Consider the following 14339-nt stretch of genomic DNA (forward strand, 5'->3'; position numbering starts at 1 on the left):
CGCCCCGCAGCTGGGCGGGGCGTTTGCATGTCAGTTTACGGTGGGTTTAGAACCCGATGCCGACGCTTAGGCCGACGGACAGTGCGTCGCCTTCAAACGGGACGCCGTTCACGACTTTTTCGTCGAACTTGGTATAACGAACACCGCCTGAGACCTTGATGTTCTCATGGGTGTAGGTTGCGCCAAGGCCGATCGACGTTGCCGAACCAGCCGGGGCCAGGAAGGTCGTTCCGGTCGAGGCACCTTCTTCATAGCCAAGCATCACTGCAACCGACCAGTTGTCGTTCAGCTTGCGGCCAAGACCCAGCTCATAGCTGGTGACGTCATCCACGAAGTTCACCCAGTTGACGGTGCCAAGCGGGCTGGTTGTGTCCAGCGAGATGCCGTCATACTTGGCGTGGCGGACCGAACCGAACAGCAATGTGTTTGGGGCGATGCCAGTTTGGAAGTCCAGGTTGAACGCCTCGGGCATGGATACGGTGCCCGTTGCCGGGGTTACCAGACCAGCGGGCAGAAGGGGGTTTACGCCCGGTGGAATTGAATGGGTGCCGGTCAGCGTGTGATCGATACCTTGGAAATAGGTCAGCGCAACGCGCAGTGCGATATCGGGCCGTTCATAGGCCACACCGGCCACGCCACCCCATTCACGGTCGCTTTCTGCTTCCAACAGGCCACTGCTGGTCAGAATGCTACCGGAAACTTTCTGCGCAAAGGCACCACCATGAACCGAGAAGCCGTTGTCAAACTCGTAGCGCAGGATACCGGTGATCTGTTGGCTGTCGATATAGGCATAGCCCCCAGCCGCAGGACCGTCGATATACGAGATATCAGCACCATAGGGTTGGTCCCAGATCAGCGAGAAGCTCAGGTTTTCGGTGAACTGATGTTTGTACCCAAACGAGAAGGTCGAGAAATCGACCGCCGATTGAGAGGTGCCGAAAGCGTCGCTGGTGATGTCCGGGCTGACATTGGCAAAGCTAAATTTGAAATAGCTGCCTTCTTCAAACAGGATACCAACATCCTGACCCGAGCGGTCGATCCCGGCATGTGCGGATGTTGCCGCAGCAGTCAATGCTGCTGCAAGGGTTAAGGTTTGTTTCTTCATGTTTCCTCCCTGGGACTTCTTCATGTCGTGGCCATCTCCTCCGGGACGGCGGTATGGAAAAAAGGTATTTTGGGGGGGCTTATCGGGTCAATCTTTACTTGGGGTCATGTGACGTAGGGTTGCGAATTGGCTTCGCAGCGATGTGGAATTGACACGGTTTTGCCGATTTTCTTTGCTTTTACATACGTTTGAACGTTTATGCAGCGCGTTGCCGTTCTGACAGGCGAATGCTGAAAATGTTGGCAGTGACAATGATCAGGCCGCCGATGACCAGCGTGATCCCGATGGGTTCATCATAGAACAGGGCGCCCGCCAATGCGATCAGGGGCAGGCGGGTGAAGTCTATGGGGATCACAACTGATGCAGGGGCCAGGGACAGGGCTTGTGTCAGGCATGTATGGGCCAGAAGGCCAGCGCATCCGATGACGAACAGCCATAGCAGGTTTACCCCGTGCGGGATGGCGATGGATCCGTCGATGCCAGAGCAGATGATTCCCAGGGCCAATTGCATCAGGGTCAACCAGAACAGGATCGACAGTGTTGAATGTGTGCGGGTCAACTTGCGGGTGAAGACGGCGGTCATCGCAAAACAAATCGCTGACAGGGCCGCAGTAAGGGTTCCGGTGGCCGTTGTCGGCTCGATCAAGGAGGGCGCTGTGATGATCAGGATACCGACAAAGCCGCTTGCGACACATAGAAGCTGAGCCCGCTTCAAGCGTTCGCCCAACAAAAGCGGGGCAAGGAACACGACCCAAAGGGGCGAGGTGAATTCTAGCGCGAAGACCTGTGCCAAGGGGATCAGGGTAAGTGCATAGAACCACAAGTTTTGACCCGCAAAATGGGCAAGGTTTCGGGTGAAATGCAGCCCGAGGTTCTGGCGCGAGACCATGTGCCAGCGGCCTGTAAATGTTAGGGCTGCAAGGACTATGGTCAGCCCGACAAAGGACCGGTACATCATCAGCTCGAACGTATCGAGTTGCAGGCTGACCGCGCGGCCCGCGATGGCCATGACGGAAAACGATCCGATGGCCCCTGTCATCCATATTGCGGCGCGGAGGGTTGGGGTCACGAATTGGCCTCGGTCACGGTATAGTGACGCGGGATACCCGCTGTGATCTGCGCCCAATCCGAGGCTTTCATGCGTTCTTGGTGCGCGTCGAAGGCGGCGTGATCAGTGAAACGTTCCGAGACATTGAACCGGCCGGGATGGCACCGATCTTCGACCACCTGAAAAGACAGGCACCCCGGTTCGGCGCGGGTCAGTTCGATATGGGCGGGCAAGGCGGCGCGGATGGCGTCAATTCGATCTTCGGGCACGTCGATATGGCCGGTCAGGATGATGTTCGGTGCTTTGCTCATGCGACAGAGCTAGCAAGCGAGGCCCAAATTGGCGAGCGGAAAAGAAAACGCCGCCCGGAAGGACGGCGTTTATGTGTTTTTTGGGGTTGGTGGCCCTCGGCCGAGGCCTCGGGGGTTCGCCACTTGAACATGTCCACCGGACAAATTCATTCCTTTGGGTCGTGCGACGGTGCTGAAAATCGATTCACTGGATCAATTTTCGGGCTTCTAACCTTCAGGTGTTCGCACCTAAAATCAGTCCACTGGACTGATTTTCCCTTACGGGTCGGTACTCACTCCCATTCAATCGTGCCTGGAGGCTTGGAAGTCACGTCATAGGTCACCCGGTTGATGCCCTTCACCTCGTTGATGATCCGTGTGGCGGTTTCGCCAAGGAATTCGTGGCTGAACGGATAGTAATCCGCCGTCATTCCATCGACCGAGGTTACGGCGCGCAGAGCACAGGCATAATCATAGGTCCGCCCATCGCCCATCACACCCACGGTGCGTACGGGCAGGATGGCCACGAAGGCCTGCCAGATTTCGTCATACAGTCCATGCTTGCGGATCTGGTCGATATAGACCGCGTCGGCCTCGCGTAGGATGTCCAGTTTCTCGCGGGTGATTTCGCCGGGGCAGCGGATCGCAAGACCCGGTCCGGGGAAGGGGTGGCGACCGATGAAGCTTTGCGGCAGGCCAAGTTCCCGACCCAGCGCGCGCACTTCGTCTTTGAACAGCTCGCGCAGCGGTTCGACCAGCTTTAGGCCCATCTTTTCTGGCAAGCCGCCCACATTGTGGTGCGATTTGATCGTGACCGAGGGGCCTCCCGAAAAGCTAACGGATTCAATGACATCAGGATAGAGCGTGCCCTGCGCCAAGAATTCAGCACCGTCGATGGTGTCGGCGTGTTTCTGGAACACGTCAATGAACAGTTTGCCAATGATTTTGCGCTTGGTTTCGGGATCGGATTGACCGTCCAATTCCCCCAAGAACAGCTCTTGTTCATCCGCGTGGATCAACTGCATGTTATAGTTGTCGCGGAACATGGTGACGACTTCTTCGGCCTCGCCTTTGCGCAGAAGGCCGTGATCGACGAACACGCAGGTCAGTTGATCGCCAATGGCTTCGTGAATCAAAACCGCCGCAACCGAGCTGTCAACGCCGCCGGACAGACCACAGATGACTTTCTTGTCACCAACCTGTTCCTTGATCTGACGGATCGCTTCCTCGCGGTAAGCCCCCATGGTCCAGTCGCCTTTGAAACCCGCCAGTTTGACGAATTGCTCGTACAGCTTCGCGCCGTTTGGCGTGTGGTGCACTTCCGGGTGGAACTGAACCGCATAGAAGTGGCGTTTCGTGTCCGCCGTGATCGCGAAAGGCGCGTTGGGCGATGTTCCGTAAACCTCAAAACCCGGAGCGATTTCCGAGACATGGTCGCCGTGGCTCATCCAAACCTGTTCGTCGCCGTCCTCAAACCAACCGTCCAGCAAATCCAACTTGCCGTTGGGGGTTACATAGGCGCGTCCAAACTCGGCCGTGCCATGTCCGCTTTCGACCTTGCCGCCCAGTTGCGTCATCATCGTCTGCTGGCCATAGCAAATGCCAAGGATCGGCACACCATAGTCAAAGATCTCCTGCGGTGCGCGGGGCGACCCCTCACGTGTCACGCTGTCCGGCCCGCCCGAGAAGATCACCGCTTTCGGTGCCATCTCGCGCACGAACTCCATCGTGACGTTTTGATAGGGGTGGATTTCACAATAGACATTCAGCTCGCGTAGGCGGCGCGCAATCAGCTGCGTCACCTGGCTTCCGAAGTCGATGATAAGAAGGCGGTCATGGCTCTGATCTGTCATGTTGACCGATTAGGGCAGGGGACGGGTTTGCGCAAGCCCCAAGCCGGGCGGGAATGGACAAATCCGACGAAGTTGAACCGCGAAACAGCACCAACCGCCCATTCCGGCATCAGAATGGTCGTATTTGCTCCATCGTCAGACCTGCACAGCGCAGACAATCTGCTAAAAAGGGGACGCGCATGACACCAGACGCCATCACATTGGAAATAGCCGCCATAAACCTGACCGCCGCCGTAATTTTCGGCGCGCTGGTCGGGTCTGAACGACAGGTACGCCAACGTATGGCGGGGCTTCGCACCAATGCGCTTGTGTCGCTGGGTGCGGCAGGATTCGTCGTGTTTGCAGCGCTTTTCCCGCACGAGGTCAGCCCGACGCGCGTTGCTGCCCAAGTCGTCTCTGGCATTGGCTTTCTGGGCGCGGGCATCATATTTCGACATGGGTTCACGGTTCACGGGTTAAACACAGCAGCAACTTTGTGGTGTTCCGCGGCCGTCGGGGTCATGGCGGGTGTTGGCGCCATCGGGTTTGCCGCACTGATGTGCGGGCTGATCATATTTGTGAACCTTGGCCTGCGGCCCTTGGTGAAGTTCTTGAAACGCAAAACCCGTGCAGGACAGCCCTTGTTATTAGAGTTCCGCCTGTGGATTTCCTGCCGTTCCAAGCATGAAAACAAGGTTCGATCGACCATCGTGCACAAGCTGGCCTTGCCCGGCTTGGCGCTTGTTTCCATTGATGCGACGGAAAGCGGCGAAGACTGCACGATCGAGGTCTTGGTCAATGTGGAAGACAACAGCGACAGCCTGATCAAGACCGCCGTCGCCCCCTTGATGCTGGATCCAAACATCCGCTCACTGTCTTGGGAGCCGGCGAATGACGACTGAAAGTGAAGCGACAACAGTTTAAAAACGTCAAATCTGCCGGAATGTCGTTTTTGCCTCTGCATGGCCGCTTGGGGACAGCTTTACCGACTGGGGTCGCTTATCTAAGGCTCAACAAGTCAAATTGGAGGTTTCCCATGGCCGAGGCTCGAACACGCCGCCGTGGTGGCGGTGGTGCCGCCCGTCGCGCTGAACGCACTGCTGTCAAAATCGAATGTGCAAAGTTCATCACGCGCAACATCCCGAATCTCGAAATCCTCAATGAAGAGGCGATGGAGATCATCGAATACAACGCGGAAACCGTGTTGGAAGAGGTGGGCGTTAATTTTGTAGAGAACCCTGCCGCGCTTGAGCGGTGGAAAGAAGCCGGCGCCGATGTGGATGGTGAACGCGTGCGCATCCCGCGTGGACTGGCGCGCGAGCTTTGCAAGACGGCGCCGTCCAGCTTTACCCAGCACGCCCGCAACCCGGAACGTAACGTGGAAATCGGCGGAAAGAACCTTGTTCTGGCCCCGGTCTATGGCCCGCCTTTCGTGCGCGATGCCGATGGCGGTCGCCGTTACGCCACGATTGAAGATTTCCGCAACTTCGTGCGTCTGGGCTATATGTCCAAATGGCTGCACCATTCTGGCGGGACGGTGTGTGAGCCGACCGACGTGCCGGTGAACAAGCGTCACCTTGATATGCTGCACGCCCATATGACCCTGTCCGACAAGCCCTTCATGGGGTCGGTTACGGCGCCAGAACGCGCGCAGGACAGTGTCGATATGTGCGGCATCCTGTTTGGCAAAGAATTCGTGCAGCAAAACACCGTCATGACCTCGCTGATCAACATCAACTCGCCGATGCAATTCGATGACGTAATGATGGGCGCGATGGAAGTGTACGCGGCGAACAACCAAGCTTCGATTGTTTCGCCCTTTATCGTGGGCGGTGCGATGGCCCCCGTGTCGGTGGCGGGTACGCTGACGCAGGTTCTGGCCGAGGTTCTGGCTGGCGTTGCTTACAGCCAGCTGGTCCGCAAAGGTGCGCCGGTGATTGCGGGTACGTTTGTCAGCTCGATCGACATGAACTCGGGCGCGCCGACCTTTGGCACGCCGGAAGCGGCGAATGTGACCTATGGTGCGGGCCAGCTGTTCCGCCGTCTTGGGTTGCCTTATCGTTCGGCGGGGTCGTTCAACGGCTCGAAACTGCCTGACGCGCAGGCGGCTTATGAAACTGCGAACAGCTTGAACACTGGGCTTTTGTCGGGCGTAAACTTCATGCTGCACTCGGCCGGGTGGCTGGAAGGCGGTCTGGTTGCCTCGTTCGAGAAATTCGTTATGGATGCCGACCAGCTGGGCGTGCTGCATGGCATTGCCAAAGGCGTCGAGGTCGACGTGAACGGGCAGGCTATGGACGCGATCCGCGAAGTGGGGCCGGGCGGTCACTATCTGGGCTGCGATCACACCCAGAAGAACTTCAAATCGGCCTTCTGGCGTTCAGAATTGCTGGACTACAAACCCTTTGAGACCTGGGAAGAGGAAGGTGCGCGCGATACGCAAGCGTTGGCCACTGCTAAGGTCAAGAAGATGCTGGCGGACTATCAGGAGCCAGCTCTGGATCCGGGCATTGCGGAGGGTCTGAAAGACTATGTCGCCGAGAAGAAGGCGTCGATGCCGGATGCATTCACCTAAAGCGTTTCGCGACAGTCTTGCGCCTAAAGTGTATCCCGAAATGCTTTAGGGTGTTGCGCGTCCCAAATGGTTAACAGTTTGGAAAGGGGGCTTAACGGCCCCCCTTTCGTTTTTTGTATCCAGTGTCAGGGCTTACGCCTGATGCGAGCTGCGTGGAAGCAGCTGAAGCTCGGCCAGCAGGGCGATCAGAACCTCAACATGGCGCGAACAGGAATAGGATGCATCCCCGGATTTTCGTGTGTCTTCCAACTGTGCTTCAGTCACAAGAAGCCCATCAACAGCTTGCGAGGGCGTCGGAGTCGCGGCAGTTTTCATGAGCTTTTTTAGGTCTTTATCGCGATTGTATTCGCTTTGGCCAAATCGGGCAGCCCGTACAAGAAGGCGGGGGCGGCGTAGGGATTTCAGCATGTCAGTGGTGGTGGTCATGTTTGCCTCGCTGTTGTGATTCAGCGGCATCTTGACTCAACCTTAAGGGGTGTTGCGTTTCCAAGACCGGCGTACGGCAGCGTTAATATTTGTTATCATTTTGGAAACTAGTGTTGAGGGGACTTGGCATGGTTAACCAACCAGTAACCATAGATCGATAGGTCTGTTCGGCTCGATAACAACCGGGGGTTGCGTGGTCGGGAGGTTCGGTACGTGCCACGGTGTACAAACTGGAAGGGGCGTAGATGCACAACACAATCGGGACCGAAATCAACTGCAAGGCTATTATTAACTGGCTGCCAAATGAAGTTCACACCTATCTGAAACACACTGAAGAGGGCGAATCCATTCGTGCCATTGCGCGTGGGATGGGGGTTCATGCTTCGACAGTCTTGCGGCAGGTGCGCAAGACCGAAGCGCGTCGCGACGATCCCTTGGTGGATTCGCTGCTGACACGGTTGGGGGACGAGATCCGCGACAGCGCAGATCACGTGGCATTTTCGTTTGACAATGCGGGCGATGATCCGATGACGCCGCATCTAACCCGCGTAGTGCGCGCCTTGTTGGCACCGGGCACCAGCCTGGTTGTCGGTGAAGGCGTCGAGACGGCGGTCGTTCTGAAAGCCAATCCCGATGGAAACCCGGCGGCGGTCGCGAAGGCACCGGTCAGCGTGGTCGAGTTGATGGCGCTATTGGAGTGGATCGAGGGGGGAGCGAAAGGCCGCGTTGTCTGCTTTCAGGTCACTCAGGCAGGGCGGCAAGCGTTGAACAAGTTGCTGGCCCAACAGGAAGCGCGCGCCGCTGGGTTTGCGGAAAGTCAGGCTGGTTTTTTGGCTGGACCAAGCCGCGTGACGGTGCAGAAAACTTCAGGCTCTCGTTCACGGTCGCGAGCCGCAAGTGCAGAAACGCCAGTGCGCGTGTTGGCGCGAAAGCGGGGCAAGGATAAGCCGTATCTGGATAAGGATTTGGTTGTTTCGGCCGAGCGCTTAAACCGCGATTTTGCGCTTGGGCAGTTCGAACACTCGGAAGTGCAAGGAAGTTGGGCAGCGTGGATGCGCAAAGGCGAGGTGATGACCGCAATGGATCCGGCAGGCCATCCTTCGGATCGCAAATTGGACGCGCGCCGCCGGTTCGCCTTGGCTATCAAGGCAATCGGGCCGGAATTGGCAGAGCTGGCCGTGGCGGTCTGTTGTCATGAAAAGGGCATGGAATGTGTCGAGCGCGAGCTGTCGATGCCTGCGCGGTCGGGCAAATACATGCTGCGGATCGCCTTGAAGTATCTGGCCCGCCACTATGACAGTCAAACCGGCGAAGATCACGAGCTGATCTACTAAGCGTGACTAGATCGAGAAGGGATCGGTGACGACCCGAATGTCGATGCCGGGACAGGCTTGCGTGATCTCGTTGCTGATGATTTGTGGGTTCGGCAGGTCTGGCACCAGCACATAGTATCGCCCAGAAAATCCTGCATTGGCAAGGCGTTGGCTGATCTCGAGACAGTCAAGTGAGCCGCAGATGAACTTCGATACCACCACGTCTAATGCAAGGTCTGCGATTTGCTGTTCGTTTAGTTGTTCAAACACGCTGCATGGCATGAACACTTCTTGTCCTGAAGCATTCCCTGCGTATGCCAGATCCCTGGCGGTTTCCAGTAATAGAATCTTCTTTGAAGACGTCACGACCTGACTTCTTTGATAGTGTTTGTAAGTTTAGGGTCTGGTCTGTTCAGACCAGAAGATGGCCGCAGTAACACCAATTAAAGTGGCTATGAAGGCCCATTAACACTTTTTACGAATATAATTTCTGTGATTGACCCAAGCCGGGGGAAAGGTCATGTCTTGCAGGACTGCAAAACAGATGATCTGGCGAAAAGGCAGGGCAGATATGGTTGCGCGTAACATGCTGGATGCATTGCCGATCCCGGCGATTTTCATTGGACAAGACAATCGGATTCGCCAGTCGAATGAAAAGGCTCAGAAGCTGTTGAATATGCGGTTTGACGGGCGTCACTATGTGACTGTTTTGAGGCAACCCTCGCTTCTGAACCAGATCGAAAAGACTCTGGCCGATGGCGTCGCCGGGCAGGTCAGCTTTATTCTGACCGAAGCAGGTCGCGAGGTCGTGTACGAGGTGTATCTTGAACGTGTCGTTGGCGGAAACGACGCGGAGAACGGCGTATTACTGAGCTTCATGGATGTGAAGCCGCATGAAGAAGCGGGGCAGATGAGATCGGATTTCGTGGCTAATGTTAGCCATGAATTGCGGACACCTTTGACCGCGCTAACTGGGTTTATCGAAACGCTGCGGGGGCCTGCACGCGATGACGCCGAAGCTCGCGAGCGGTTTCTGGCGATTATGGAGGCCGAGGGTAAGCGCATGAACCGCTTGGTGACGGATCTTCTGTCACTCAGCCGGGTCGAGGATATGGCGCGCATACGTCCGACCGAGAGCGTTGATATTAACGCAGTGTTACAATCGGTCCGCAATGCTTTGTCACAAACCGCCGAAGCGCGTGGGGTCACAATTGTACTCGACACGGACCTTGAGCCCCCTATCTTGGTCGCAGGCGATCTGGATCAACTGGCACAGGTTTTCACAAATCTGATCGAGAACGCGATCAAATATGGACGGCAGGATGGGACGGTGACGGTCACGATCACCCAATTGTCAATGCTTCCCGCCTTTAAGGGGCCGGGAATTTGCGTTTCCGTTCAAGATGATGGGCCGGGAATCGCTGACCATCATCTGTCGCGATTGACCGAGCGTTTCTACCGCGTTGACAATCACCGCTCGCGCGAGTTGGGCGGAACCGGGCTGGGTTTGGCGATTGTGAAACACATCATAAACCGCCACCGCGGACGGCTGTTGATAGAAAGCAAGTTGGAGCAGGGTACCAAATTCTCGGTCCTATTGCGCAACGATCTGTAACTGCTTGGATCGAGCCTGATTTCCCTTAGGTTACCTAGTTTCTTTGCCAGAAACCGCCAATTGTCACACTCCTGTTACAAAACATTCACAAAAGCTTTGATCAATGGCTTTAGGACGGCGCCAAGACGTCCAAGGGCGTCGCAATGTATAAACAGGAGTTACCCATGTCCTTCGTGAAACTGACCGCCTCTGCTCTGGCGATTGCTGCCGTTTCTGCCACCGCTGCTACCGCCCGTGATCAGGTGCAGGTTGCTGGTTCCTCGACCGTTCTGCCCTATGCTTCGATTGTTGCTGAAGCCTTCGGTGAAAACTTTGACTTCCCGACCCCGGTTGTTGAATCGGGCGGCTCGTCTGCTGGTCTGAAGCGTTTCTGCCAAGGTGTTGGCGAAGAGCACACCGACGTTGCAAACGCATCGCGCGCCATTCGCGAAAAAGAAATCAAAGCCTGTGCCGAAAACGGCGTAACCGACATCATCGAAGTTCGCATCGGTTATGACGGCATCGTATTCGCGTCGCAGCTGGACGGCCCGGCTTACACCCAATTCACTCAGTCGGATATCTTCAACGCTCTGGCTCCGAAAGTCATGGTTGACGGTGCTCTGGTCGACAACCCCTACAAACAGTGGGCCGACTTCAACGCTGATCTGCCTGCCGAAGACATCCTGGCCTTCATCCCGGGCACCAAGCACGGCACCCGTGAAGTGTTCGAAGAAAAAGTTGTTGCTGCTGGATGTGAAGCCACTGGCGCAATGGAAGCCATGATTGCTGGCGGCATGTCGGAAGACGATGCTGAAGATGCATGTCTGGCAGTTATGTCTGACGGCCGCGCAGTGGACATCGACGGCGACTATACCGAGACGCTGGCCTCGATCGAAGCCAACGCAAACGCCATCGGCGTGTTTGGTCTGGCCTTCTATGAGAACAACACCGACAAGCTGAAAGTCGCTACGATGGCTGGCGTCGCACCGTCGACCGAAACCATCTCGACCGGTGAATACCCGGTATCGCGCCCGCTGTTCTTCTATGTGAAGAAAGCCCACATTGGCGTTATCCCCGGCCTGAAAGAATATGCCGAGTTCTTCATCTCGGACGAAATCGCTGGCCCCGACGGCCCGCTGTCGGAATACGGTCTGGTTGCTGACCCTGAACTGTCGGTTACTCAAGCCGCTGTTTCTGGCGAAGAAGTTCTGACCAACTAAGCACTATCGCGGCGCGGGGGGAACCTCGCGCCGCACACTCCTTTCAGTGGGTCGGGACAATGCCCCACATCTCCTCTGCAAGAGTTTCCTATGACTGCATTCTGGCTACTTGTGATCTTGTTGGGGTTGGCGTTCGCTGGCTTCATAATTGGTCGAAGCCGCGCACTCGCCTCGGTCGATGGTGATCAACGCAAGCTTCATTCCCTTCCAAATTACTATGGCTTCAATGTCGCAATGCAGGCCGCCGTGCCAGCTTTGCTGGCTTTGCTGCTTTGGCTTGTTGTTCAACCAATGGTGATCAACAATTCAGTTTCGAAATACATTCCATCCGATCTTTACGAGAATAGCGGTCAGTTGGGGCTGGTGATGAGTGATGTGAAACGCATCTCGACCGGCCTTGATCTTGCTGTTGAGCAAGGCGTTCTAAGCGTCGCTGAAGCAGCTCAAATTGACATTGAAACAACCGATGTGCGCGCACTTCTTGGTGACGTTGGGGTCGCACTTGGGTCTGACATCCAGCAACCTGTTCTGGCCGCTGCGCAAGACATGCGCACAAAAGTCAAAAGCGGAAATCTGTTCCGCGCGATTGTCGTGCTGGCCATCGCAGTGATTGGCCTTGTTTATGCACTTGCAAAAACCAACGGAGAGCTGCGCGCCCGGAATTTGGTGGAGCTTGGTGTTCGGGCGCTGCTGATTGGTGCTGCGTCGATTGCCATTCTGACCACAGTTGGCATCATTCTGTCGCTAATCTTCAACACGCTCGAGTTCTTCCGACTGTATCCAGCAAGTGACTTTTTCACCCTTCTGGAATGGGCGCCCAGCTTCTCGGGCCGTGGTGGGTCATCCGCACTTGGTCTGCTGCCGCTGTTGTGGGGCACGCTCTATATCTCGGTCGTGGCTTTGTTGGTCGCTGTGCCGATTGGTCTGTTCTCGGCGATTTATCTGGCCGAGTATGCCGGGCCTAAAACCCGCAGCGTTGCAAAACCCTTGCTTGAGGTCTTGGCGGGTATCCCAACGATTGTTTACGGCCTGTTTGCTTTGTTGACCGTTGGTCCGATGCTGATGAGCGTCTTTGGCGATGACGGGCTTGGTTGGATGCAGGGCCAGCGATCGGTCATGACGGCTGGTCTTGTGATGGGCATCATGTTGATCCCGTTTGTATCGTCGCTGTCTGATGACATCATCAACGCGGTGCCGCAGGCCATGCGTGACGGGTCTTATGGGCTTGGCGCGACGCAATCGGAAACGGTTCGTCAGGTGGTTCTGCCAGCGGCATTGCCCGGCATCGTCGGCGCGGTTTTGTTGGCTGCATCGCGTGCCATCGGTGAAACCATGATCGTCGTCATGGGGGCAGGGGCCGCGGGCCGGCTTGGTCTGAACCCCTTCGAAGCCATGACCACAGTTACAGCAAAAATTGTAAGCCAGTTGACTGGTGACAGTGATTTCGCCAGCCCCGAGGCGCTTGTCGCCTTCGCGCTTGGCATGTCTCTGTTCCTGATCACGCTAGGCCTTAATGTCCTTGCGCTTTACATCGTGCGCAAATACCGGGAGCAATACGAATGAGCGACGCAAGCCTTCAGAACGGTCCCGAAATGGGTTCGCCGCGCGCCACCAGCTCGATCCTTGAACTGGACCAACGCACCAAGAAACGCAACGCCGCCGAGGCCCGCTTTCGCGCCTATGGAATCGCGGCCATCGCCGTGGGTCTGGTCTTTCTTGTGGTGCTGATCACTTCGATCATTTCGAAGGGTGTGGGCGCGTTTCAGCAGACCTTTATCACGCTCGAGGTCGAGCTTTTGGAAAGCAAGTTGGACAAGACTGGCGAACGGGACATCGAGAAGATCAAAAAGGTCACGACCTTTGGGTATAATCCGCTGATCGAAAACGCGCTTACAACAGCGATGGAAGAGGCTGGCGTTGAAAACCCCTTCGCCAAGGGCAAGGATCTGCGCAAGATGCTGTCCTCGGGTGCGGCTGCTGACCTTCGTGAATTCGTAGTCGCCAACCCCGACCGGATCGGTGAAACTGTGCAGTTCCGTCTGCTGGCATCGTCCCGTGTGGATGGTTATCTGAAAGACCGTGTGACCCGCGAAAGCCTTGCCCGCGACAAAAACCTGACCCCAGAGCATTTGGATGTGGTGGATCAGCTGAAAGACGCAGGCATTGTGGCCAAAAGCTTCAACCTTGGCTTCATCACTGGCGCGGATGCATCCGAAAGCCGGCCCGAGCAAGCCGGGATCGGTGTCTCGATGCTGGGCAGCTTTTACATGATGCTGGTGGTGCTGGCCTGTGCCTTGCCTATCGGGGTTGCTGCTTCCATCTATCTGGAAGAATTTGCCCCGCAGAACTGGATCACGGATCTGATCGAGGTGAACATCTCGAACCTGGCCGCCGTGCCATCGATCGTGTTCGGTATTCTGGGTCTGGCCGTGTTCATCCAGTTCGCGCATTTGCCACAATCGGCCCCTCTTGTCGGTGGTCTGGTGCTGACGCTGATGACACTGCCGACGATCATCATCTCGACCCGCGCGTCGCTGAAAGCGGTGCCACCGTCGATCCGCGAGGCCGCATTGGGCATCGGCGCCTCCAAGATGCAGACTGTGTTCCATCACGTGCTGCCGCTGGCCATGCCGGGTATTCTGACCGGGACCATCATCGGTCTGGCACAGGCACTGGGTGAAACCGCGCCGCTGCTTCTGATCGGGATGGTGGGCTATATCGCCTCGAACTATCCGGGTGGGATCATCGAAGGCTTAATGTCCCCGAACTCGGCCATGCCAGCCCAGATCTATGAATGGGCAAAACGTGCGGACCCTGCGTATTATGAACGCGCCTGGGGCGGCATCATCATCCTTCTGGTGTTCCTGATGACCATGAACATCATTGCAATCATTCTGCGCCGCCGATTTGAGCGCCGCTGGTAATAAGGGCCGCAG

Annotated in this window: 13 protein-coding genes; 7 read left to right on the forward strand and 6 right to left on the reverse strand. The window is 56.5% G+C overall.

Annotated elements, in window-relative coordinates; translation table 11 throughout:
* Positions 1-46: 46 nt before the first annotated feature.
* The 4 genes from ACXAH3_RS03445 to guaA all read right to left on the reverse strand — a co-directional run bounded on the left by ACXAH3_RS03445 (position 47) and on the right by guaA (position 4296).
* The gene (locus ACXAH3_RS03445; protein ID WP_474860670.1) at positions 47-1105 is read right to left on the reverse strand and encodes a hypothetical protein; all 1059 of its coding nucleotides are present in this window, start codon (positions 1103-1105) and stop codon (positions 47-49) included.
* Between the two features lie 196 nt (positions 1106-1301).
* Complete coding sequence (locus ACXAH3_RS03450; protein WP_474860671.1) at positions 1302-2174, reverse strand: DMT family transporter; 873 nt, start codon at positions 2172-2174, stop codon at positions 1302-1304.
* On the reverse strand, positions 2171-2464 hold the full coding sequence (locus tag ACXAH3_RS03455) for a putative quinol monooxygenase (RefSeq protein WP_474860672.1): 294 nt from the start codon (positions 2462-2464) through the stop codon (positions 2171-2173). Before ACXAH3_RS03455 ends, ACXAH3_RS03450 begins: the two co-directional genes overlap by 4 nt.
* Positions 2465-2736: 272 nt before the next feature.
* Positions 2737-4296: a glutamine-hydrolyzing GMP synthase gene (guaA, locus tag ACXAH3_RS03460; protein WP_474860673.1), complete on the reverse strand. Its 1560-nt coding sequence runs from the start codon at positions 4294-4296 to the stop codon at positions 2737-2739.
* A gap of 179 nt (positions 4297-4475) precedes the next feature.
* Between guaA and ACXAH3_RS03465 the strand changes: the two genes are divergently transcribed.
* The gene (locus tag ACXAH3_RS03465) at positions 4476-5177 is read left to right on the forward strand and encodes an MgtC/SapB family protein (RefSeq protein WP_474860674.1); all 702 of its coding nucleotides are present in this window, start codon (positions 4476-4478) and stop codon (positions 5175-5177) included.
* Between the two features lie 134 nt (positions 5178-5311).
* Positions 5312-6850 (forward strand): trimethylamine methyltransferase family protein, encoded by a 1539-nt coding sequence (locus ACXAH3_RS03470; RefSeq protein WP_474860675.1) that lies wholly within the window; start codon positions 5312-5314, stop codon positions 6848-6850.
* Between the two features lie 132 nt (positions 6851-6982).
* Here the strand turns inward: ACXAH3_RS03470 and ACXAH3_RS03475 are convergent, their stop codons facing one another.
* Positions 6983-7276 (reverse strand): DUF6477 family protein, encoded by a 294-nt coding sequence (locus tag ACXAH3_RS03475; RefSeq protein WP_474860676.1) that lies wholly within the window; start codon positions 7274-7276, stop codon positions 6983-6985.
* Positions 7277-7521: 245 nt separating this feature from the next.
* Between ACXAH3_RS03475 and ACXAH3_RS03480 the strand changes: the two genes are divergently transcribed.
* Positions 7522-8610, forward strand: coding sequence for a DUF6456 domain-containing protein (locus ACXAH3_RS03480; protein ID WP_474860677.1), 1089 nt, complete (start codon positions 7522-7524; stop codon positions 8608-8610).
* A gap of 6 nt (positions 8611-8616) precedes the next feature.
* On the opposite strand, the gene ACXAH3_RS03485 is transcribed toward ACXAH3_RS03480, so the two are convergent.
* Positions 8617-8859, reverse strand: a complete 243-nt coding sequence (locus tag ACXAH3_RS03485) for a hypothetical protein (RefSeq protein ID WP_474860678.1) — start codon at positions 8857-8859, stop codon at positions 8617-8619.
* 301 nt (positions 8860-9160) lie between these two features.
* Between ACXAH3_RS03485 and ACXAH3_RS03490 the strand changes: the two genes are divergently transcribed.
* The 4 genes from ACXAH3_RS03490 to pstA all read left to right on the forward strand — a co-directional run bounded on the left by ACXAH3_RS03490 (position 9161) and on the right by pstA (position 14327).
* Positions 9161-10204, forward strand: a complete 1044-nt coding sequence (locus tag ACXAH3_RS03490; RefSeq protein WP_474860679.1) for an ATP-binding protein — start codon at positions 9161-9163, stop codon at positions 10202-10204.
* Positions 10205-10368: 164 nt separating this feature from the next.
* Complete coding sequence (locus tag ACXAH3_RS03495; RefSeq protein ID WP_474860680.1) at positions 10369-11403, forward strand: substrate-binding domain-containing protein; 1035 nt, start codon at positions 10369-10371, stop codon at positions 11401-11403.
* A gap of 90 nt (positions 11404-11493) precedes the next feature.
* Entirely contained in the window at positions 11494-12966 is a 1473-nt protein-coding gene (pstC, locus tag ACXAH3_RS03500) for a phosphate ABC transporter permease subunit PstC (protein ID WP_474860681.1), read from the forward strand.
* A complete protein-coding gene (gene pstA, locus ACXAH3_RS03505) occupies positions 12963-14327 on the forward strand; it encodes a phosphate ABC transporter permease PstA (protein ID WP_474860682.1) in 1365 nt (454 codons plus the stop codon). The genes pstC and pstA overlap by 4 nt, the downstream gene beginning before the upstream one ends.
* The last annotated feature ends 12 nt before the right edge of the window (positions 14328-14339 follow it).

This window comes from Aliiroseovarius sp. ABM4_368 (assembly GCF_056161205.1).

Bases quoted from the DNA above. Each gene is read 5' to 3' on its own strand.
- ACXAH3_RS03445 (WP_474860670.1), bottom strand. From the start codon at position 1,105: ATGAAGAAACAAACCTTAACCCTTGCAGCAGCATTGACTGCTGCGGCA.
- ACXAH3_RS03455 (WP_474860672.1), bottom strand. From the start codon at position 2,464: ATGAGCAAAGCACCGAACATCATCCTGACCGGCCATATCGACGTGCCC.
- guaA (WP_474860673.1), bottom strand. From the start codon at position 4,296: ATGACAGATCAGAGCCATGACCGCCTTCTTATCATCGACTTCGGAAGC.
- ACXAH3_RS03465 (WP_474860674.1), top strand. From the start codon at position 4,476: ATGACACCAGACGCCATCACATTGGAAATAGCCGCCATAAACCTGACC.
- ACXAH3_RS03470 (WP_474860675.1), top strand. From the start codon at position 5,312: ATGGCCGAGGCTCGAACACGCCGCCGTGGTGGCGGTGGTGCCGCCCGT.
- ACXAH3_RS03475 (WP_474860676.1), bottom strand. From the start codon at position 7,276: ATGACCACCACCACTGACATGCTGAAATCCCTACGCCGCCCCCGCCTT.
- ACXAH3_RS03480 (WP_474860677.1), top strand. From the start codon at position 7,522: ATGCACAACACAATCGGGACCGAAATCAACTGCAAGGCTATTATTAAC.
- ACXAH3_RS03490 (WP_474860679.1), top strand. From the start codon at position 9,161: ATGGTTGCGCGTAACATGCTGGATGCATTGCCGATCCCGGCGATTTTC.
- ACXAH3_RS03495 (WP_474860680.1), top strand. From the start codon at position 10,369: ATGTCCTTCGTGAAACTGACCGCCTCTGCTCTGGCGATTGCTGCCGTT.
- pstC (WP_474860681.1), top strand. From the start codon at position 11,494: ATGACTGCATTCTGGCTACTTGTGATCTTGTTGGGGTTGGCGTTCGCT.
- pstA (WP_474860682.1), top strand. From the start codon at position 12,963: ATGAGCGACGCAAGCCTTCAGAACGGTCCCGAAATGGGTTCGCCGCGC.